General features: G+C 67.9%; 19 protein-coding genes and 1 pseudogene. 10 read left to right on the top strand and 10 right to left on the bottom strand.

The features are described 5' to 3' along the window. Positions 1-86: 86 nt before the first annotated feature. The 7 genes and pseudogenes from ABNQ40_RS26405 to minC form a co-directional block, all read right to left on the bottom strand. On the bottom strand, positions 87-1,115 hold the full coding sequence (locus tag ABNQ40_RS26405; RefSeq protein WP_158285647.1) for a methyl-accepting chemotaxis protein: 1,029 nt from the start codon (positions 1,113-1,115) through the stop codon (positions 87-89). Positions 1,116-1,512: 397 nt separating this feature from the next. Then, positions 1,513-2,781 carry a methyl-accepting chemotaxis protein gene (locus ABNQ40_RS26410; protein ID WP_282187250.1) on the bottom strand — a complete coding sequence of 423 codons (1,269 nt, stop codon included), beginning with the start codon at positions 2,779-2,781 and terminating at the stop codon, positions 1,513-1,515. A 61-nt stretch (positions 2,782-2,842) separates the two neighbouring features. Then, positions 2,843-3,367 (bottom strand): PAS domain-containing protein, encoded by a 525-nt coding sequence (locus tag ABNQ40_RS26415; RefSeq protein ID WP_109050534.1) that lies wholly within the window; start codon positions 3,365-3,367, stop codon positions 2,843-2,845. 230 nt (positions 3,368-3,597) lie between these two features. Continuing rightward, positions 3,598-4,983: a CRTAC1 family protein gene (locus ABNQ40_RS26420; protein ID WP_109050533.1), complete on the bottom strand. Its 1,386-nt coding sequence runs from the start codon at positions 4,981-4,983 to the stop codon at positions 3,598-3,600. A gap of 403 nt (positions 4,984-5,386) precedes the next feature. Next, a pseudogene (gene minE, locus ABNQ40_RS26425) lies at positions 5,387-5,635 on the bottom strand (cell division topological specificity factor MinE); the annotation flags it as partial. Beyond that, the gene (gene minD / locus ABNQ40_RS26430) at positions 5,632-6,447 is read right to left on the bottom strand and encodes a septum site-determining protein MinD (RefSeq protein WP_014247062.1); all 816 of its coding nucleotides are present in this window, start codon (positions 6,445-6,447) and stop codon (positions 5,632-5,634) included. The pseudogene minE and the gene minD, both read right to left, overlap by 4 nt. Positions 6,448-6,541: 94 nt before the next feature. Further along, positions 6,542-7,309 (bottom strand): septum site-determining protein MinC, encoded by a 768-nt coding sequence (gene minC / locus ABNQ40_RS26435; protein ID WP_109050531.1) that lies wholly within the window; start codon positions 7,307-7,309, stop codon positions 6,542-6,544. Positions 7,310-8,142: 833 nt separating this feature from the next. On the opposite strand from minC, the gene ABNQ40_RS26440 reads away from it, so the two are divergent. From ABNQ40_RS26440 to ABNQ40_RS26485, 10 genes are all read left to right on the top strand, one after another. Continuing rightward, entirely contained in the window at positions 8,143-8,898 is a 756-nt protein-coding gene (locus ABNQ40_RS26440) for a PhoH family protein (RefSeq protein WP_109050530.1), read from the top strand. A 228-nt stretch (positions 8,899-9,126) separates the two neighbouring features. After that, positions 9,127-11,325: a bacteriohemerythrin gene (locus ABNQ40_RS26445; protein WP_109050529.1), complete on the top strand. Its 2,199-nt coding sequence runs from the start codon at positions 9,127-9,129 to the stop codon at positions 11,323-11,325. Between the two features lie 69 nt (positions 11,326-11,394). Next, positions 11,395-12,009: an SCO family protein gene (locus ABNQ40_RS26450; RefSeq protein WP_109050528.1), complete on the top strand. Its 615-nt coding sequence runs from the start codon at positions 11,395-11,397 to the stop codon at positions 12,007-12,009. Positions 12,010-12,261: 252 nt separating this feature from the next. Then, on the top strand, positions 12,262-12,630 hold the full coding sequence (locus ABNQ40_RS26455; protein WP_109050527.1) for an AtpZ/AtpI family protein: 369 nt from the start codon (positions 12,262-12,264) through the stop codon (positions 12,628-12,630). 12 nt (positions 12,631-12,642) lie between these two features. Then, positions 12,643-13,386, top strand: a complete 744-nt coding sequence (locus tag ABNQ40_RS26460; protein WP_098740366.1) for a F0F1 ATP synthase subunit A — start codon at positions 12,643-12,645, stop codon at positions 13,384-13,386. 78 nt (positions 13,387-13,464) lie between these two features. Further along, on the top strand, positions 13,465-13,689 hold the full coding sequence (locus tag ABNQ40_RS26465) for an ATP synthase subunit C family protein (protein WP_012973363.1): 225 nt from the start codon (positions 13,465-13,467) through the stop codon (positions 13,687-13,689). Positions 13,690-13,783: 94 nt separating this feature from the next. Further along, complete coding sequence (locus tag ABNQ40_RS26470) at positions 13,784-14,434, top strand: ATPase (protein ID WP_109050526.1); 651 nt, start codon at positions 13,784-13,786, stop codon at positions 14,432-14,434. Continuing rightward, positions 14,431-14,910, top strand: a complete 480-nt coding sequence (locus tag ABNQ40_RS26475) for a F0F1 ATP synthase subunit B (RefSeq protein WP_109050525.1) — start codon at positions 14,431-14,433, stop codon at positions 14,908-14,910. The genes ABNQ40_RS26470 and ABNQ40_RS26475 overlap by 4 nt, the downstream gene beginning before the upstream one ends. Positions 14,911-15,072: 162 nt before the next feature. Then, on the top strand, positions 15,073-15,888 hold the full coding sequence (locus ABNQ40_RS26480; RefSeq protein ID WP_109050524.1) for a class III extradiol ring-cleavage dioxygenase: 816 nt from the start codon (positions 15,073-15,075) through the stop codon (positions 15,886-15,888). Between the two features lie 198 nt (positions 15,889-16,086). Then, a complete protein-coding gene (locus tag ABNQ40_RS26485; RefSeq protein ID WP_247879861.1) occupies positions 16,087-18,090 on the top strand; it encodes a HAMP domain-containing sensor histidine kinase in 2,004 nt (667 codons plus the stop codon). 23 nt (positions 18,091-18,113) lie between these two features. On the opposite strand, the gene ABNQ40_RS26490 is transcribed toward ABNQ40_RS26485, so the two are convergent. From ABNQ40_RS26490 to ABNQ40_RS26500, 3 genes are all read right to left on the bottom strand, one after another. Then, on the bottom strand, positions 18,114-18,803 hold the full coding sequence (locus tag ABNQ40_RS26490) for a class II aldolase/adducin family protein (protein ID WP_109050522.1): 690 nt from the start codon (positions 18,801-18,803) through the stop codon (positions 18,114-18,116). Positions 18,804-18,905: 102 nt separating this feature from the next. Continuing rightward, positions 18,906-19,949 carry a formate dehydrogenase subunit gamma gene (locus ABNQ40_RS26495; protein WP_247879860.1) on the bottom strand — a complete coding sequence of 348 codons (1,044 nt, stop codon included), beginning with the start codon at positions 19,947-19,949 and terminating at the stop codon, positions 18,906-18,908. Positions 19,950-19,974: 25 nt separating this feature from the next. Continuing rightward, a complete protein-coding gene (locus ABNQ40_RS26500; RefSeq protein ID WP_158285598.1) occupies positions 19,975-20,139 on the bottom strand; it encodes a hypothetical protein in 165 nt (54 codons plus the stop codon). Positions 20,140-20,171 lie beyond the last annotated feature (32 nt).

A 20,171-nucleotide genomic window follows, 5' to 3' on the forward strand; every position in this document is an offset into this window, starting at 1 on the left:
TGCAACCCCGAAACGGAACAGGGCCGGGAGTGTATCCCGGCCCCGTTCCATAAGGCGACAGGCTTCAAGCGTAAGGGTTGGCGGCCTCAGCGTTCCTGAAGGATGACGCCGTACCAGCCCAGCCCCTTGTAGGTCTCGTAACCCGGTGTCAGGGCGTAGCCGACCAGACGGTTCTTGTCGTCGATGTAATGGCCCATGGTGCCGGCGGCGCGGCGCAGCGGCACCGTTTCGGTCAGCATGCCGCGGCCGTCGGAGGATGCGATGACGCGGTGGCGGGCGTCGAGCAGCAGGCACCGCGACTTCTCGCGCTCGCCGGCTTCCAGCCGCACGCCCTCGACCACCGCCGCAGCCTGCGGCTCCCAGTCGAAGAAGATGCCCAGCACGCCGATGGCGTCGCCGTCCGCCTCGCCGTCGCGGCGGATGGCGGTGGCGTAGGTGGCGACGACGCGGTCGTCCAGGCTGCGGTTGCGGGCGACGTCGCCGACGGTGAACTCGCCGCCGTTGCGGGTGGCCAGCGCCTGCCGGAACCACGGCTCGTCCGACACATTGGCACCGCGCGCACCGGGATAGCGGTCGGGCCGGCCGTTGGCGATGACGGTGCCGTTGCGGTCGGCGATCCAGAGGTCGAGATAGACGGTATAGGATTCCAGGATCACGCCCAGCCGGCGCGAGGCATGGCGGCGCGCCTCCTCCGTCGGATCGGCGGCGCAATCGACCACCGCGCTGTCGGTCGCCCACCAGCGCACGTCGCAGGACCGCTCATACAGGTTGCGGTCGATGATCTCGATCATGTTGAGCGACAGGTCGGCCAGCCGCTTGCCGTGCATCTCCTGCACCATGGCGCTGCCGGTGGTGGTCAGGTGATCGACGCGGGCGACAATCTCCGACCGCAGTTCCTTGGTGATGCTGTTGACCTGGGTCGAGATCTCCGACACCTCGTTGGCGACGACGGCGAAGCCGCGCCCGGCGTCGCCGGCCCGCGCCGCTTCGATCAGGGCATTCATGGCCAGCATCTTGGTGCGCCGGGTGATGTCCTCGATCAAGGACACCTTCTTCGACGCAACATCCAGCACGCCACGCGACAGCTCGAACAGATCGGTGCCCGCCATGCTCATCGTCTTGTCCCCCGTCATGACCGTCCCTGCATTCTCCAAATCAAAAGCCATGCCAACGGTCACCGACGCTCGTTAAGCGGGCCACCCCTCCCGGTTTCCGCGGCACTTGGCCGCAACCGACAGTCCGCCACCCGTCCCATCAGGGTTAGCATCCGGTTAAGCTGCTGAAACAACGGGCATACTGGCGTCGGGTTGCTCAACAGGTTGCGAACTTGCCATCGGCGCGACACTCATATTGCGGAGACGTAACACGAATTCGCCACGAATTCGCAATAAAAATTCTTAATTACGCTCCCAGACGCCAGATCAATTCCGCATTGCAAAAAGCCCATCCACATTCTGTGCACATTCGCCGGGCAGTTGATGCGGCGCGCACCGATGCACCGCATCATCCCTCTCAGGCGACGCGGTGCATCTCGTCCAGGAAATGCTGCACTTCCCGGGTCAGGCGGTCCGCCTCCGCGGCCATGCGCCCCGATGCCGCGAACACCTCGTGCGCGGTGCCGCTGGTGCGGCCGGCGGCGTCGGTGACATCGCGGATGTCGTCGGACACCGCGCGGGTGCCGGCGGCGGCCTGCTCCATGTTCACGACGATCTCGCGCACGGCGGAGCCCTGCTGCTCGATCCCGGCACTGATGCCGGCGGCGATCCGGTTGATCGACTGGATGGTGTGGCCGATGCCGACGATGGAGGTCACCGCTTCGTCGGTGGAGGACTGGATGGCGGAGATCTGCGCGGCGATGTCGCCGGTGGCCTTGGCGGTCTGATCGGCCAGCCGCTTCACCTCCTGCGCCACCACGGCGAAGCCCTTGCCCGCCTCGCCGGCCCGTGCCGCTTCGATGGTGGCGTTCAGGGCCAGCAGGTTGGTCTGGCTGGCGATGTCGTTGATCAGGGTGACGACGTCGCCGACCGTGCGCGCCGCACCGGACAGGGTGCCGACCAGCGCGTTGGAGCGTTCGGCCTCGCCGACCGCGGTCTCGGCGACACGGGCGACATCGCCGATCTGGCGGGAGATGTCGGCGATGGAGGCGGACAGCTCCTCCGTCGCGGCGGCGACGCTGCCGACATTGCTGCCGGTCTGCGCGGCGGAGGCCGCGACCGACGACGCCTTGCCGGTGGCCTGGGTCGCGTCGGTCTCCATGGTCCGGGCGGAGACCTCCAGCCGGTGGGCGGTATCGGCCACCTCGCTGCACACGCTCTGGATCTGACCTTCGAAACGCTGGGTCACGCCGGCGAAGCCGGCAACCTTCTGCGAGATGCTCTCCGTCGCCGCGTTGATGGTCCGGCTGGCGTGCAGGAAGCCGCCCTGCATGCCGCGCAGCACGATACGGCGGAAATACTTGTGTTCCGACACCGCATGCATCGAGGCGGTCGCCTCGCGCACGAAGGCGTCGGTGCGGTCGATGGCGTCGTTGGTGGCGTGCATCAGCTCGCCCAGCGCCCCGCCCTCGCGGATGCCGATCACCCGCGCCTCGAAATCGCCGGCGGCGACGGCACGGTTCACCCGCGTCAGCCGATCGACCGCCGCGCCGGCACGGCGCAGGTACAGCAGCGCCCCGCCCAGTGCCGCCAGACCGGCCACCGCCAGACCGGCACGCAGAGCCAGCCCGCCCATCTCGAGCAGATCGGCAGCCAGCAGCGCCGCCAGAGCCACGCCAGCCAACACGGCCAGTCCGCCGGCCCGCGTCAGCGACGATGACCCGGAAGAGGACGGCTTGGAGGACGGCTTAAAGGGAGAAGACGAATTCGTCATACCCGATCCCCTTCTCCGCCAGCAGGGCGAGGACGGCGGCGAATCCCGCCTCCATCCCCTGCCTGCGGTCGGCATGGCTGTTCTCGATGTCCAGAAGCTGGCGGTAGAGCGGGATGACCTTGTCCAGAGCCGCCCGTTCCGGCACCCGGCGGGAGGAGTGGTAGCCGATCACCCGCCCTTCGGCGTCGAAACTGGGGGTGACATGGGCGAAGACCCAGTAATGGTCGCCGTTGCGGGCGCGGTTGACCACATAGGCGAAGATCTCCTTCCCCGCCGCCAGCGTGTCCCACAGCAGCTTGAAGACGCAGCGCGGCATGTCGGGATGGCGGACGATGGAATGGGGCGCCCCCATCAGGTCGGCCTCGTCATAGCCGGCGACCCGCTGGAACACCCGGTTCGCGTAGGTGATCCGCCCCTTCAGGTCGGTTTTGGAAACGATGACTTCATCCGGGTCGAAGAAGCGTTCCACCCCCGTCAGGGGGACGTCGCGTCGTGCCATGTGCCTTCCGGTCTCCCGCTTCCCAAACCCGCACGGTCTCAAGCGCCCGATTGCAGCAGGTTTCGGCGGCAGGAACGGAATATGTCCGGATCGGCATGCCGCACGATATCCCGCAATACGGGAGCCGCAACGAAATGCACTCTAATGTGACGGAAGGCGACAGGAAAGACCCTACCCATTGCGAGGCCGAAATATTTGGGTGACCATCATCCGGGTGGATGAAATTCCGCTCATTCCGGCGGATAGGGCACAGTCAGCGAACGGTCGGCCGGCGGGTTGTCCACCGTCACCACGGTGCCGTCGGGCCAGCGCACCTCGACCTGCTCCACCTCGTGCAGCGGCCCCAGCCCGAAATGGGCAACCGGTTCGCCCTGGCACAGATAGCCGGACCCGGCGCAGACCGCCCGGCGCTGGCGCCGGCCGCCGGCGGTCAGGATGACGACCGCGCCGCGGGCCGGAGCGCCGAAGGGGGTCAGCGGCTGGACACGCAGCCAGCCATTGTTGGAGGCCGCCGGGCGGTAGATGGACAGCGGCTGCCCGGCTCCGTCGTGGACGCCATGGCTGTCGCCGTGCGCCAGCACCAGCTCCAGGCGCCCGTCGCCGTCGATGTCGGCCGCGACCGCACCGGTGCCCAGCCCCTTCGGCTCGGCCGCGTCGCCAAGCTCCAGTTCCTGCCACTGGTCGTTGCGCCAGCCGAACAGCCGGTTGGGCTCGCCATGGGCGTGGAAGAACAGCTCCTCATAACCGTCATTGTCGAAATCGGCGGCGACGACGGTGAAGATGCGGCCGGGCATCGACAGGTCGGCCCCGGCCGATTCGACGAAGGCGCCGCCCATGCGCTGGTGGAAATGGCGTTGCGCCCCGTCCCAGGTGCCGACGACCAGATCGAACAGCCCGTCGCCATCGACATCCAGCGCCGCGACCGCACGGCCGGACGGACGCGAATCGGCGATGCCGCGCTCCTCGGCGATCTCCTCGAAATTGCCGTCGCCCAGGTTGCGGAACAGCTGGTTGGGGCCGCCGTCATTGACCGTCACCACATCCATATGGTCGGACACGATGGGCAGAACCGTGACACCGCGCGCGGCACCGATGGAGTCGAGCCCCGCCTCCTCCGCGCCATCCTCCAGCCGGCCGCGCCGGGTCAGCTCGTACAGGCGCAAGGGACCGCCGTCGGTCGCCACCAGGAAGCCATAGCGGCCATGGCCCCAGCGGTCGATCGCCGCCACCGCGCCCGCAGCGGTGTGGTTGGCCGCCCCGGCATTCTCCGCCTGCGCGAACAGGTCGAGCCAATGATTGCCGAAGCATGCGAACAGCCGGTCGGCCATGTCCTTGGCTCCGGTGGCGCGGTCGGAATTGACGATGTACAGCTCCTCCCGCCCATCGCCGTCGATGTCGGCAGCGGCCAGCCCCAGCGCCGGGCCGGCGGGATCGGCGAGCAGCGGGTTGGCGATGTCGACCAGACGCCCATCGACCCATTTCAGGACGAGGTTGGCGGAGCGGTAGCCGGCCACGACCAACTCGAGGGCGCCGTCGCCGTCGATGTCCGTGACGGCAATCCCGTTCGACGGCCGCGGCGGGTTCTCGGCGATCAGCGACGAGCAATCGAGGAACATCGGCACCCTCTTGTCCCGTGGTCGGTCCACCCCGTCGCCCATGAGTCCATTCAAGGAAGGCCGTTCAAGACAGGCCTTTGGAGCCATTGGGCTTTCGTGCGGCGTATCCCTGTTGATACCCCGTCCCTGCCCGGCCGTAAACCCGGACGGAGGATCAGGGACGGCCTATGTCCGATGCCGCATCCCGAATCCGCGGCGGACGGCGGCAGGCCTGGAACGAAAAACCCCTCCGGCGCGAGGACGCCGGAGGGGCTTGAACCGTTCGAACGACGGCTTGGCTTCAGATGCGCTTCTTCGCGCCGCCATTGCCGACGGCGCCGCCGGCCGGGCGCTTGGCCGCGCCGGCGTCGTTGCCGGCCGACTTCTCCGCCGGCTTGGCCGCCGCGGCGGCCTTGGCCTGCTCGCGCGCCGGCAGCTCGATGTTGACCTCCAGCGTCGAGCAGTCGCCGCCGCGGTCCAGCTTCACCTCGACCTTGTTCTCGTCGATGTTGACGTATTTGGCGATGACCGCCAGCAGTTCCTGCTGGAGCATCGGCAGATAGTCGGGGCCGCTGCGCCCGGCGCGCTCGTGCGCCATGACGATCTGCAGACGCTCCTTGGCCTGGACGGCCGACGCGCGGGGTGCCGCGCGGAAGAAGTTGAAGATGCTCATGCGCTCCTCCGCAGGAGCCGGCTGAACAGGCCCTTCTTCTGGGGGGTGACGAAGCGGTGCTCGATGTCTTCGCCCAGGAAGCGGCCGACCGCATCCGAATAGGCCAGGCCGGCGTTGGAAACCTCGTCCAGGATCACCGGCATGCCGACGTTGGAGGCGCGCAGCACAGCCTGGCTTTCCGGAATGACGCCGAGCAGCGGGATCGCCAGGATCTCCAGCACGTCGTCGACCTTCAGCATCTCGCCCTTCTCGACGCGCTCCGGGTCGTAGCGGGTCAGCAGCAGTTGCTGTGTCACCGGCTCCAGCCCCTGTTCGGCCCGGCGGGAGCGCGAGTTCAGCACGCCCAGGATGCGGTCGCTGTCGCGCACCGACGAGACTTCCGGGTTGGTGACGATGATCGCGTGGTCGGCGAAATAGAGCGACATCAGGGCGCCGCGCTCGATGCCGGCCGGGCTGTCGCACAGGATGTAGTCGAAGTCCTTGGACAGCTCGTTCAGCACCTTCTCCACGCCCTCGCGGGTCAGCGCGTCCTTGTCGCGCGTCTGCGAGGTCGGAAGGATGTAGAGGTTCTCGATCCGCTTGTCCTTGATCAGCGCCTGGTTCAGCTTCGCTTCGCCGTTGATGACGTTGATGAAGTCGAAGACCACCCGGCGCTCGCAACCCATCACCAGGTCCAGGTTGCGCAGGCCAACGTCGAAATCGATGACGACCGTCTTGAAGCCGCGAAGCGCCAGCCCGGTTGCGAAGGCCGCGGACGAGGTCGTCTTGCCGACACCGCCCTTGCCGGAGGTCATGACGATGATCTTGCTCAACGGAGCCTCTCCCATAATCCCAAAGTTGCCGTCACCGATACCGAACACCGTCCGAAGATTGCCGCCTCCGGACAAGATTCCGCCGCTATAGTCCTCAGGCGGTCTTCAGCAGATCCATGCTGAGGACGCCGTCGCGCAGGAAAACCTGCACGGCTTTCCTGTAAAAGTCACTGCCGATGTCTTCGCTGACGCGATAATTGCCTGCGACCGATAGCACCTCGGCCTCCAGGCTGTGGCAGAAGATGCGGGCGTTGGTGTCGCCGGAGAAACCGGCCAGCGCCCGGCCGCGCAGCGCGCCATAGACATGGATGTTGCCGTCGGCCAGCAGCTCCGCCCCCGGAGAGACGGAGCTGGTGACGATCAGGTCGGTCTTCTCGGCATAGACCCGCATGCCGGAGCGCACCGGCTCGGTCACCACCAGCGTCGGACGGTGGACGACCTCGATCAGCACCTGCGGCGCCGGGATCGGGGTCTGCTGATCCGGCTGGCGCGGATCGGGGGCCTTCACCACCTCTTCCAGCTTGGCGGCGCGGCCCGACGGCATCGGCGTCAGCCCGACGGCCATCGCCGCCTCGCGCACCGGCTGCGGCCCGCCCTGGAAGCCGACCGGCAGCAGATGCAGCGCCTGCACCTGCGCCACGAAGGCGCCCAGATCGAAGACGATGCTCTCCGGCAGATCGTCGAAATCCAGCACGACCGGCGCGTTGTGGAAGAAGTTGGGCGCCTGGCGCACCTTTACGTTCAGCTGGGTGAAGAAATTCGGCGATGTCGGGGCGAAAACCTTCAGCACCATCATGGTGAAGGAGTTGCCACGCAACTGGAACGGCACATCCCGTTCGGCGACCTGACTGGCGCTGCTCACCGTAGCCTTCCCGTTCGTTCCTGCCGTCCCGTGCCGTGCATCGGGTTCACCGCATCCGGCTCACCCGAGTGCCCGGTCCCGCCCCGGAACCGCTGTTGCGCAGTCCCGGCATCGAGCCAGCCAATCAGCGCCTTCTAGCCGTCCACACCGGTCGGATTCAAGAGATTCCCCGCCGGCACGGGTGACAATCCGAAGCCGTGCCGCCGCCTGCCCTTCGGCAAACACCCGCCGTCTCCGGCCATCGGCGGCCACGACGCCCGGGGACGTCAGGCACGACGACCTGAGATCGCAGCCCGCCCCGGAAGGGAACAGGCCAGGGTTGCAACATGTCTTTCGATTTCCCCCGTGGCCGACCATAGTAATGAAAGCCCGCGGCAGCGGCAAAGCCTTTCGGCCGCCTCAGTCGGAAGGCTAAGCCACCGGCCGGACCGGCTCGGCGGAAAGGGTTACCAAACCCGCTCTGGCGGCTTTCCTGCGGCACCCACACCACATCTGGTATGAATATTTTGCGTCGGCCGCAATTTTGCCTGACGCGCCGCGTTATGACCGGTACAGTCAGGTTGCGTGGCTTCCATCGACGACGAGGTTCTCTTGCACCTTGCTTCGCCTCCAGAGCACCTCCCCCGTCGGCCCGCACCCGTATGTCCGGACCGGGCATGTCCGGTTCCGGCATGTTGGGATCCGGCACGAGGCCCGGCAGCAGCCCCCGACGAAGCACTCATCAGCATGCACCCATGCGACCGGTCGAGCCTCCCCCCTGCGGGAGGCTTTTTTGTGCCCAGACGTCTTGCTTGCGTAATCGGCTCCACCCCCACCATTCGAGGAGATGCGACATGGCCAAGCGTTCGAGCAAAGGCATCGCTGCGGCGGGCGACTCCACCGTTCACCCGCTCTTCCCCGGTATGAACGCCCCCGCCGCCTTCGGCTGGGACCCGCTCGGTGGGAGCGAGGATCGCCGCGACCAGAGCTATCTCCGCAAGGTGAAGCCGCAGAACCCCAACCAGAAGCTCCTGATGGACGCCATCAAGGCGCACAATCTGGTGGTGGCGCTGGGCCCGGCGGGGACCGGCAAGACCTACATCGCCATCTCGTCGGCGGTGGAGGCCCTGGAATCGGGCAGCGTCGACCGCATCGTCCTGTCCCGCCCGGCCATCGAGGCGGGCGAGAGCATCGGCTACCTGCCCGGCGACATGCATGAGAAGATGGCGCCCTTCCTGCGCCCGCTCTACGACGCGCTGACCGACCGGCTGGGCTCCAAGCGGCTGCGCACCATGATGGCCGACGGCACCATCGAGATCGCCCCGGTCGGCTTCATGCGCGGCCGCACCCTGAACAACGCCTTCGTGGTGATCGACGAGGCGCAGAACTGCACCTATGCCCAGATCAAGATGCTGCTGACCCGGTTGGGCTGGCATTCCACCATGGTTCTGACCGGCGATCCCGACCAGACCGACCTGCTGGACAATCTGTCCGGGCTGGCCGACATCGCCCGCCGGCTGGAGGCGGTGGAGGGCATCGCCGTCGCCCGACTGACCGAAAAGGACATCGTCCGCCATCCGCTGGTCGCCAGCATGCTGACCGTGCTCTGAGCGGCAGAATTCACCGGCGGCTTGCGTGCGAGGAGCGGTCGCCGCTCCTCGTGCGAGCCGTAGCGACTGAGTTCGCCGGACACACCCTGCTATGGTTGCAATTATGACATTTCGTTGAACAGAACATAGGATATACGAACAATATGCCTTGACCTTCGGCCGCGGCGCGGCAAAAGTCCCGAAAATTTTGGGGATATCGCCGTTTCGTTGCCGGAAGGGACCGCAGCCGTGACCGTTGCCTTGTTCGAACGCATCAGCATCAAGGGCAAGATCGCCCTGATCCTGGCCGCAGCCGGCCTTGGGCTGGCCCTGGTCGCCGCGGTCAGCCTGATGAGCCTGCGGGCCGAGATGATGGCCGACCGCCAGGACAAGACCCGCAACGTCGTCGAGGTCGCCCACAGCCTGATCGCCCATTTCGAGGCGCAGGAGCGCGCCGGCACCCTGCCCCGCGTCCAAGCCCAGGCGCAGGCCAAGGCGGCGCTGAAGTCCCTGCGGCACGATGGTGAGGAGTATTTCTTCATCACCGACCTCGCCCCGCGCATGATCATGCACCCGATCAAGCCGGAGCTGGACGGCACCGACGTGTCGCGCAACGCCGATCCCAACGGCAAGCTGCTGTTCCAGGAGTTCGTCCGGGTGGTGAAAGCCGACGGTGCCGGATTCGTCGACTATCTCTGGCCGAAGCCGGGGTCGGCGCAGCCGGTGGCGAAGCTGTCCTACGTCAAGGGCTTCGCCCCCTGGGGCTGGCTGATCGGCTCCGGCATCTACATCGACGATGTCGACATTGCGTTCCGCGAGGCCGCGCTGCGGCTGGCCGGAACCGGCCTGCTGATCGGGCTGGCCGCCGTGCTGCTTGCCCTGCTGGTCAGCCGGGCCATCGTCCGGCCGCTGGACGGGCTGGGGCGCGTCATGGAGGATCTGGCCGGCGGCGACAGCGCGGTCGCGGTTCCCGGGCTGGGCCGCGGCGACGAGATCGGCGCCATGGCCCGCACCGTCGAGATCTTCCGCGTCCAGCAGATCGACCTCGCCCGACACTGGGAACGGCAGAAGATCGAGCACCGGGTCACCGAGCAGCGCGCCGGTGCCCTGAAGCGCCTGACCGACCGCTTCGACGCCACCATCGCCGAGACGATCCGCACCGTCGGGGCCGCCGTCGCCACGCTGGAAACCACCGCCCGCGCCCTGTCCGCCACCGCCGACTGCAACCGGCGCGAGGCGACCTCCGTCGCCAGCGCATCGCAGCAGGCGTCCAGCAGCGTGCAGACCGTCGCCTCGGCGGCGGAGCAGCTGACCGGCTCGATCGCGGTGATCGGCGAGCAGGTGGTGACCTCCTCGACCATCTCCACCCAGGCGGTGGAGGCGTCGCACAAGGCGGGCGAGCGGATCGACGGGCTGGGTCAGGCCGCCCAGAAGATCGGCGAGGTGGCCGACCTGATCGCCGGCATCGCCGGCCAGACCAACCTGCTGGCCCTCAACGCCACCATCGAGGCCGCCCGCGCCGGCGAGATGGGCAAGGGATTCGCCGTGGTGGCAAGCGAGGTGAAGACCCTGGCCAACCAGACCGCCAAGGCGACCGAAGAGATCGCCCGCCACATCGCCGACGTGCAGGAGGCCACGCGCGCCGCGGTGACCGCGATCCGCGAGATCGGTTCCATCGTCGCCCGCAGCGACGAGATCGGCACCTCCATCGCCGCTGCCGTCCAGCAGCAAGGGGCCGCCACCGGCGAGATCGCCCGCAGCGCCGGCGAGGCGGCGGACGGCACCCGTCAGGTTTCCACCAGCATCGATGCCGTATCCGACGCCGCCCGCGAAACCGAACGGTCGGCCGATGCCCTGCTCGATGCCGCCGGCGGGCTGTCCCGTCAGGCGCAGGGCCTGCGCGGCATGGTCGATTCCTTCCTGGTCAATGTCGAGGCGATCAACGCCGCCCCGCTCGCCGATCTGCACGGCGCGCCAGCCGGAGCGAACCCGGAAGGGTCTGGACTCTTCATGCCCTGGACCGATGCCCTGGCGGTGGGCGAGGAGGGAATCGACACCGACCACATGATCCTGATCGCCCTGATGAACGAGGCGGCCGCCCTGGCGGGGCGGGCCGGCCGCAGCGGCGGCGACCGCCGGGCGTCGGCCCGGGCGCTGGGCGAGGCCGTCGGCCGGCTGCTCGCCTACACCGCCCTGCATTTCGAGCAGGAGGAGCGGCTGATGGAGCAGTGCGGCTATCCCGATACCAGGGTCCACAAGGCGCAGCACGAGGCGCTGCGCAGCCGTGCCGATGACCTGCGCCGCCGCCTGGACGCCGGCGACTCCGTGGCGGACGAACTGCTGGCGCTGGTGCGCGAATGGCTGTTCGAGCATATCCAGCGCGCCGACAAGCGCATCGGCGAGCATCTGGCGGCCAGGAACGGACATGTCGCGCCGCGCGCGGCCTGACCGGCACGGGACATTGCGAAGACCTCACCTCTTGACCTGGGCGGCGGGCAGCCCCATTCCTGACGGACCATGAAGACACGTCTCCTGCGCATCGCCGCCGCCTCCGTCCTCGCCATCGCCGTGTCCGCCGGGATCGCCTGGTGGCAGGTGCGCAGCGCCACCACCACGGTGGAAAGCGGCACGAAGTCCGCCGTTCCCATCGGCGGTCCCTTCACCCTGACCGACCATCAGGGCAAGACGGTCACGGACGCCGACTTCCGCGGCAAATATATGCTGATCTATTTCGGCTATACCTATTGCCCCGACGTCTGCCCGACCGAACTGGGGGTGATGACCCAGGCGCTCGACCAGCTGGGGCCGAAAGCGGAGCAGGTCCGGCCGGTTTTCATCACAATCGACCCGGACCGCGACACTGTGGCGCACATGAAGGACTATGTGGCGCTGTTCCACCCGCGGATGGTCGGGCTGACCGGCACGCCGGAGCAGGTCCGGGAGGCCGCGCGCGCCTACCGCGTCTATTATGCTAAAGCGCCGCAAAAGGACGCGAAACCGGACGAGTACCTGATGGATCACTCCAGCTTTATTTACCTGATGGGTCCGGACGGGAAATTCGTCGGGGTGTATCCGGGCGGCACCGGTGCCGACAAGATCGTGCAGGATCTGTCCGGGCGCATCGCGGGCTGATCGGGGCGGACCGGCCGCGGACCGGGTGAAAAGCGGCGAAAAAACCCTGAAAAGCGGTCATACCACCGGGTTTTTTCGCATGCTGGAGCGGGACAACGCGCCGCAGCGCGGCAAAAACGATGACTTTTCCGCTCTTTCCTATTCTTTTCAATGACTTACACCACAGGTTTTGCGACTTGACAGGGTAACGCCCCGACCGTATGGTCTCGCCGCTTTCGCATGGCTGCGAGCCAAGCGTGATTGAGAGGCGGAATGACCAACAAATCGCCCCCCGATCCCTTGGATGACCTCGAAGCCCGGCTGCGGAAGGCGCGTGAGGGACAACGCGGCTGGTCGGGCGGACCCGGTAGTAAATACCACCGTCCGCCGCAGGGCGCTCTCGGCACCGCCTGGCGCATCGGGACGGAGTTGGTTGCCGCCATGATCGTCGGCGTCGGCGGCGGGCTTCTGCTCGATCGCTGGCTCGGCACCGCGCCTTGGGGACTGATCGTCATGTTCTTCCTGGGGGCTGCGGCGGGAGTGCTGAACGTCTACCGGGCCGTCACCGGCTTCGGCATCGCCGCCGGCTACCGCCGGCCCCCTGGGGACGACAACGAGCGCCAAGACGGCGACGCACACTGAGCGAGGACGACCTTGGATCCGCTGCACCAGTTCCAAATCAACCCGTTGTTCCAGATCGTGCTCGGCGGCTACGACGTGTCCTTCACGAACTCGGCCTTCTTCATGGTCGTGGCCGTGGCGGCGATCTACGCCCTGCTGGTCATGGGCGTGGCGAACAAGTCGATGGTTCCGGGCCGCCTGCAGTCGCTGGCCGAGATGTTCTACGAGTTCGTCGCGAACCTGGTGCGCGACAACGCCGGCCACGACGCCAAGCCCTATTTCCCGTTCGTGTTCTCGATCTTCATGTTCGTGCTGATCGGCAACATGATCGGCATGATCCCGTACACCTTCACCTTCACCAGCCACATCATCGTGACGTTCGCGCTGGCGGCGACGGTGTTCGTGTTCGTGACCATCCTGGCCCTGCTGAAGCACGGCCTGCACTTCTTCTCCTTCTTCATGCCGCATGGCGCTCCGATCGCGCTCGCCCCGATCCTCATCCCGATCGAGGTGATCTCCTACGTGATGCGCCCCGTCAGCCTCTCGATCCGACTGTTCGCCAACATGATGGCCGGTCACACGATGCTGAAGGTCTTTGCCGGCTTCACGGTCATGATGATCAGCGGTCTCGGCGCGCTGGGCTTCGTCACCGGCCTCATCCCGCTGGCGATCAACGTCGCCCTGACCGGATTCGAGTTCCTGGTGGCGTTCCTGCAAGCCTACGTCTTCTCGATCCTGACCTGCCTGTACATCCGCGACGCCCTGGAACTGCACTAAGCAGCGCCTGACAGTCGTCGGACCTAAGTCCACCAACAGTTCCAACAAGTTCACCCTTACCTAGAGGAAGAGAGTACTATGGATCCTCAAGCCGCCAAGTTCATCGGTGCCGGTCTTGCCGTTATCGCCCTCGCCGGTGTCGGCCTGGGTATCGGCAACATCTTCTCGACGCTGATCGGCTCGATCGCCCGCAACCCGGCCGTCCAGCCGAAGGTCTTCCCGATCGGCATTCTGGGCTTCGCGCTGACGGAAGCCGTCGCGCTGTTCGCCCTGCTGATCGCCTTCCTGATCCTGTTCGCCTAAGGCCAGAGCGGCTTTCAAAAAAAACAGCTCTGACGCGGCGCCGGGCTTCTTCATCGAAGTTTCGGCGCCGCTCCTTTGCCTAGGGGGACCGATCATGCCGAACCTGTTGGCCAAAGGCCGGCTGGCCCGCTGGTCGGGCGTGGCGGGCGCTTCGCTCGCCACCCTCACCACGATGGCCGGCACCGTCCTGGCGGCCGCGGCGGAGCACGCTCCGAACGCGGCGCACGGCGGCGAGCACGCTTCCGGCGGCCTGCCGCAGCTCAATCCCGCCAATTTCCCGACCCAGATCTTCTGGCTGGCTCTGACCTTCGGCGTTCTCTACTACCTCATGTCCAAGAAGGCGCTCCCGCGCGTGGCCGAGGTTCTGGAAGCGCGTCAGGAGCGCATCTCGCGCGATCTGGCGAAGGCCGCCCAGCTGAAGGAAGAGGCCGAGGCCATCCTGGCCCAGGTCGAGAAGTCCCTCGCCGGCGCCCGCGCCGAGGCACAGGGCGTCATCGCCCAGGCCGCCGCCGGGATCGAGGCGAACAACCAGGCCCGTCAGGCCCAGTTGAACGCCGACATCGCCGAACGCCTGCGCACCGCCGAGGCCTCCATCGCCGCGGCGAAGGAACAGGCCCTGGCCAACATCCGCGCCGAGTCGGCCGGCATCGTTCGCGACATCACCGGCCGTCTGGCCGGCGTCGACGTCGATCAGGCCCAGGCGGACGCCGCCGTCGCGGCCGTGCTTGAGGAGCGCCGGGGATGAACGCACCTGAATTTTGGGTCTTCGTCGCCTTCGTCATCTTCATGGCCCTGGTCTGGAAGAAGGCGTCCGCCACCATCGGCACCGCTCTTGACGGCCGCGCCGAGCGCATCCGCTCCGAACTGGACGAGGCCGAGCGTCTTCACAAGGACGCCCAGGCCCTGCTGAACGGCTACCAGAGCCGTCTGGCCGACGCCAAGAAGGAAGCGGAGGCCGTTCTGGCCCACGCCCGTGAGGAAGCCGCCCGTCTGCAGGCCCAGGCCGGTTCCGACCTGGAAGCGTCGCTGAAGCGTCGCGAGGCCCAGGCCATGGACCGCATCGCCCAGGCGGAAGCCGCGGCGCTGGCCGAGGTCCGCAACCTGACGGTCGACGTCGCCATCGGCGCCAGCCGGCGCGTCCTGGCCGGCGGTCTGCCCCCGGCCCAGGCCGACAAGCTGATCGAGCAGTCGATCGGCGAGCTGCCGAAGCACCTGCACTGATCGGTACGCCTACCCAGGTCCGTCGCGACGATTGTTGCGGCGTGAGCAACGGACTTTAGAAAAACCCCGGCCTTGGCGCCGGGGTTTTTCTTTGGTCGAATGGAACTGCCCCGTAATTCTCCACCGCCCTCCCCCATCGCCCGGCCGGAGTTCCGTTCACCGATGTCCGACACCGCCCCCTTCCCCTCCGTCTTCGTTTCCCACGGCGCCCCCACGCTGATCCTGGAGACCAGCGCCGGCCGCGATTTCCTCGCCGGGCTGGGCCGCAAGCTCGGCCGGCCGAGCGCCATCCTGGCGGTCTCCGCCCACTGGACCACGCGGGTGCCGGCGGTCAGCGGGGCGACGGCGCCCGAGACCATCCACGATTTCTATGGTTTCCCGGACGAACTCTACCGCATGCGCTACGCAGCTCCCGGCGCTCCGGCGCTGGCCGCCCGGGTGGCGGAGATGACCGGTGCCGTGGTCGACCCGTCGCAGGGGCTCGACCATGGCGCCTGGGTGCCGCTGATGCTGATGTATCCGGAGGCCGACATCCCGGTGGCGCAGCTGTCGGTGATGCCCTACCGCAGCGCCGCCGACCACATCGCGCTCGGCCGCCTGCTGGAGCCGCTGCGGCGCGACGGCGTCCTGATCCTCGCCAGCGGCGGCGCCGTCCATAACCTGCGGGAGTTCCGGTTCGGCGGCAACAGCGCCGCCCCCTGGGCCACTGGCTTCGCCGGCTGGCTGGACAGGACGCTGGAGGCCGGCGACACGCAAGCGGTCGGTAACTGGCTTGACGCCAGCCCGGACGCCCGCCGCGCCCACCCGACCGACGAGCATTTCCTGCCGCTGCCGGTGGCCCTGGGCGCCGCCGGGCCGCGGCCGAAGACCGAACGGCTGCATGCCGGCTTCGAGCACGGCAGCCTGGGCATGCACGCCTACGCCTTCACCGGCGAGTATACGGACGCCGGTGCCGACGCAGAGGCCGATGCTGCCTGACCTTTGGCGGTACTCCGTCGCACACTTGTCTGTTTGCCTGGGGGGATAGCCAAGCTACAATCCGCGCGCGCGGCGACCGGCCGCTCAATGGTTGTGGCCGGTCGGATGCGGGAATCGTCAGGCACAGCGCGAGCGGGAGTCGGTGTGAAGCGGAACGGCATTCTGTCCCGGAGCGGCCGCCGGACCCGATTCCGCGACATGACCGTGTCGGCGCGGGTGGGCGCGGGCTTCGGCATCGCCCTCGGGCTGGTGGTCCTGCTGGCCCTGGTCGGGCTCGGCTGGTTCTACGCGGTGTCGCGCGACATCGGCGCCTTCTCCGGCCGCGCCGACCTGTCGCAGGTGGCGGCCGACGCCGATGTCAGCCTGCGCGACATGGAAGTCGCCGTGCGCGACCATCTGACCTACGGTGACGACCAGAGCCTTCTCGACGCCTCCTGGCGGCACGACACGCTGCGCGACCGGCTCGATGCGCTGTCCAGGACCGTGGTCGAAACCGCGGATCGCCAGGGCGTCGACAAGGCCCGCGCCGCGCTGGAGGATTATTGGGCGGCGGTGCAGAAGCTGATCGCGCTGCGCAGCGACCGCAACGGCCAGATGACCGGCGTTCTGGAACCGCTGGTCGCGGAAACCCGCCGCAAGCTCGACCAGCTCAAGAATGCCGGCGGCGTCGACTCGACCGCACTCGCCAGCGATGCCGCCATCGCCACCCTGCTGATGCAGGAGCATCTGACCCGCTACGTCGACCGTCGCGATCCGCAGGATGCGGAGGCGATGCGCACCCAGCTTGCCGCCGCCCGCGACCGGCTGGCGGAGATGAACCGCTATCTGTGGGTTCCCGGCACCAAGCAGTCCATCGACGAGGTCACCGCCCTGCTGGCGAAGGCGGGCGGCGTTCTGTCCGCCATCGAAGGCTCGGTGGTCGAGGAGGACAATCTGCGCGCCGAGGCGATGGCGGCCAACGCCGCCGGCATCGCCGCCAATCTGGGCGAGATCCGCCGCCGGGCGGAGGCCGGAACCCAGGCGCTGCGCGGCACGCTGACCAGCGGCCTGTCGGGCTACACCAGCGTCGCGCTGTGGATCGGCGGGCTGGTCCTGCTGGCCGGCATCGCCGCGCTGTGGCTTGTCCAGCGCAGCGTCGCCGGTCCGGTGAGGACGATGGCGACCGCGGTGACGGCGCTGGCCGCCGGCCGCACCGACCTGACGCTGCCGGCGCTGACCGGACAGGACGAGATCGCCACCATGGCCCGCGCGGTGGAAGTCCTGCGCGGCACCGCCGAGGACACCGAACGCGAGCGCCGCGAGGCGGAGGTCGAGCACACCCGCCTGCTGCGCGAGAAGGCGATGGCCGACGCCGCCAGCCGGGCCAAGAGCGATTTCCTCGTCAACATGGGCCATGAACTGCACGGCCCGCTGACCGAGATCGTCAATGCCAGCCAGGCGCTGATGACCGACCTGCACCGGCTGGGCGTCGACGAGTTGGCGACCGACGTCGAGCACATCCAGTGGACCGGCGAGCAGCTGACCGGTCTGGTCGACGCCATCCTGGACTATGCCAAGGTCGAAGCCGGGGCGATGGATGTCTGCCTGCAGGATTTCGACGTCAACCGGCTGCTGACCGAGGCACGCGAGCGGTCGATGCCGGCAGCCGACCTCTACGGCAATGCGCTCGAGCTGTCGACGCCGTCCGCGCTCGGCCAGATGCATTCGGATTTCACCAAGGTGCGGCAGACGCTGCTGAACCTGCTGGACAATGCCTGCAAGTTCACCCAGGACGGCACCGTCACCCTGTCGGCCGAGCGGATGGAGCGCGACGGCGCCCGCTGGTACCGCTTCACCGTCGCCGACACCGGCCGCGGCTTTGCCACCGCCCAGACCGGCCGGCTGTTCCAGCCTTTCGTCCAGGGCGCCGGCAACGGCACCGTGGCGACCCGCGGCCAGGGCAAGCCGCGCGGCGCCGGGCTGGGACTGACGCTGGTCGGCCATTACACCGCCATGCTGGGCGGCGACATCGAGGTGGCGAGCGAGCCCGGGCAGGGCACCCGCATCGCCATCGCCCTGCCCGCCGTCTATGAACCGCCGGCCGAAGAACGCCCGCTTCAGGTGGAGGCGGTCGGCAACGCCAAGCCGCTGCTGCGGGTCGCCGCCCTCAAGCCGGCCGGGCATCTGGCCACCACCACCTCGATGACGCAGATCGGCCCGTAAGGCCGAAGGATCGGAGCAGCCGATCAGAAGCGCGGGCGCGCCGTGTCCTCGGGCGCGTCGTTGTCGTCGATGGGCTGGCCGTACTTCATCCGCCGCATCTTCTCCGCCACCCGCGCGATCTCGTCGGGCGGCAGGATCACCGGCTCGCCGAACTGCTGGGCGTAGAGATACTGGCGGGCCAGCGTCTCGACCTCGACCGCGAGCGCCAGGGCCCCTGCCACGCTGGTCCCCAGCACGATCATGCCGTGGTTGGCCAGCAGGCAGGCAAGCCGCCCGTCCAGCGCCGTCAGGGCGTGATCCGACAGGTCCTGCGTGCCGAAGGTGGCGTAAGGGGCGCAGCGGATCGAATCGCCGCCGGCCAGCGCCACCATGTAATGGAAGGACGGAATGCCGCGGCCATGCACCGCAAGTGCGGTGGCGAAGGCCGGATGGGCGTGGAGCACGACCGTCACGTCCGGCCGCGCCCGCAGGATGTCGCGATGAATCCGCCATTCCGACGAAGGGCGGCGGCCGCCGAGATAGGTGCCGTCGAACCCCATCTCGACGATGTCGGCCGGGGTCAGCGCGTCATAGGGCATGCTGGTCGGCGTGACCAGGAAGCCGCCGTCGATCCGATGAGACAGGTTGCCCGACATGCCCTGGTTGATGCCCAGCCGGTTCATGGCGAGACAGCCGTCGATGACGGCCTGACGTTCGGAAAGATGGCTGGTCATGGCGGGCGCATCCGGAATCGCGGGAACGCCAAAGGGGCCACGGAGTGCCGACAGGGTCAAGGGGGAGCGAAGGGAAAGCTGGACGCATCCCACGCCCCTGCCCTACTCCGCCGATGTCCCGTGATGATGGCCGTGGCGCACCTTTTCGCCGGTCACCTCCTCGACCCACAGGGAATGGTGCTCGCGCGCCCATTGCAGTTCGACCTGCCCGTCGCCCATGGCGTCGAAGGCGCCCTCCATGCCGACGGAGCCGATGTAGATGTGCGCCAGGATGATGGCGATCATGATCACGGCAATCGCCGCATGGGCCAGTTGGTAGAGCTGCATCTCCTCCAGCGTGGCGAAGCTGAACGGGAAGATCAGCTGCACACCGGTGAAGCCCAGCGCCGCACCGCCGACGACGGTGGACCAGAAGATCACCTTCTGGCCGCCGTTGAACTTGTGCGCCGGCGGGTGGACGCCCTTGGAGAACAGGCCGCCCGCCTTCAGGAACCAGGTCAGGTCATGACGCGACGGGATGTTGTGGTGCGCCCACATCACGAAGATCAGCGCCACGCCCAGGATGAAGGCGAAGCCCAGGAAGTTGTGCGCCAGCTTGCCGTAATGGGTCAGCGCGGCGAAGGGTTCCGGGCCGATCAGCGGCAGCAGCGTGTGCCGGCCGTACAGCACATTCAGGCCCGAAATGGCGAGCACGACGAAGCTGCCGGCGGTCATCCAATGCACGCCGCGCTCGAAGGCGTTGAAGCGCTGGATGGTGCGGCCGGTCTTCTCGCCGTCGATGCGGATGCGACCGCGGACCAGGAAGAACAGAACCAGCAGGGCCAGGATGCCGCCAAGCACCCAGGACCCGTACTGGCTGAGCGGACCGTTGCGCACCGCACGCCACGCCTCGCCTTCCGACTGGATCAGCACGCCGGCCTGCTTGTTGGGAATCGAGACAGTGCCCTGCTCGCCCAGGCGGATGGCGTGCCAGCTGTCGCCGCGGCTCTGGCCCGGGATCTGGGTCGGCACCATCGGCCCGTCGCGGTCGACCGGCTGCTCCGCCGCCGGTCCGCCGATACGGACGCTGGACTGGGCGGCGGCCGGCAGCGCAAGACCGCCGGCAAGTCCGATACCGAGCAGCAGAGCGGCCAGAGCCGTCTTCATGCGATGAACTTCCATCGGACGCTCCCTATCGCACACCCTGATAGGCGGTGCGCTGTTGCAGCGCCCGCACCTGTTCGGCGGTCAACGGCGTGTCGGCCGCGCCCCGGTAGACGCCCTTGTCCAGATGGACCGGGCGCGGCGCACCGTCCTCCTGGCAGCCTGCCAGCAGGACGACGGCGCTGAACGCCAACAGAGTCGTCCGAACGATGCTCAAGGCCACCG

Origin of the sequence: Azospirillum sp. A23 (assembly GCF_042938965.1) — a bacterium.
GTDB classification, from domain to species: domain Bacteria; phylum Pseudomonadota; class Alphaproteobacteria; order Azospirillales; family Azospirillaceae; genus Azospirillum; species Azospirillum melinis.

What these genes read in the sequence shown, in the direction of transcription:
- ABNQ40_RS26405 (WP_158285647.1), bottom strand. Translation starts at nt 1,115, where the DNA reads ATGAGCATGGCGGGCACCGATCTGTTCGAGCTGTCGCGTGGCGTGCTG.
- ABNQ40_RS26415 (WP_109050534.1), bottom strand. Translation starts at nt 3,367, where the DNA reads ATGGCACGACGCGACGTCCCCCTGACGGGGGTGGAACGCTTCTTCGAC.
- ABNQ40_RS26420 (WP_109050533.1), bottom strand. Translation starts at nt 4,983, where the DNA reads ATGTTCCTCGATTGCTCGTCGCTGATCGCCGAGAACCCGCCGCGGCCG.
- ABNQ40_RS26440 (WP_109050530.1), top strand. Translation starts at nt 8,143, where the DNA reads ATGGCCAAGCGTTCGAGCAAAGGCATCGCTGCGGCGGGCGACTCCACC.
- ABNQ40_RS26450 (WP_109050528.1), top strand. Translation starts at nt 11,395, where the DNA reads ATGAAGACACGTCTCCTGCGCATCGCCGCCGCCTCCGTCCTCGCCATC.
- ABNQ40_RS26455 (WP_109050527.1), top strand. Translation starts at nt 12,262, where the DNA reads ATGACCAACAAATCGCCCCCCGATCCCTTGGATGACCTCGAAGCCCGG.
- ABNQ40_RS26465 (WP_012973363.1), top strand. Translation starts at nt 13,465, where the DNA reads ATGGATCCTCAAGCCGCCAAGTTCATCGGTGCCGGTCTTGCCGTTATC.
- ABNQ40_RS26470 (WP_109050526.1), top strand. Translation starts at nt 13,784, where the DNA reads ATGCCGAACCTGTTGGCCAAAGGCCGGCTGGCCCGCTGGTCGGGCGTG.
- ABNQ40_RS26475 (WP_109050525.1), top strand. Translation starts at nt 14,431, where the DNA reads ATGAACGCACCTGAATTTTGGGTCTTCGTCGCCTTCGTCATCTTCATG.
- ABNQ40_RS26480 (WP_109050524.1), top strand. Translation starts at nt 15,073, where the DNA reads ATGTCCGACACCGCCCCCTTCCCCTCCGTCTTCGTTTCCCACGGCGCC.
- ABNQ40_RS26485 (WP_247879861.1), top strand. Translation starts at nt 16,087, where the DNA reads ATGACCGTGTCGGCGCGGGTGGGCGCGGGCTTCGGCATCGCCCTCGGG.
- ABNQ40_RS26490 (WP_109050522.1), bottom strand. Translation starts at nt 18,803, where the DNA reads ATGACCAGCCATCTTTCCGAACGTCAGGCCGTCATCGACGGCTGTCTC.
- ABNQ40_RS26495 (WP_247879860.1), bottom strand. Translation starts at nt 19,949, where the DNA reads ATGAAGACGGCTCTGGCCGCTCTGCTGCTCGGTATCGGACTTGCCGGC.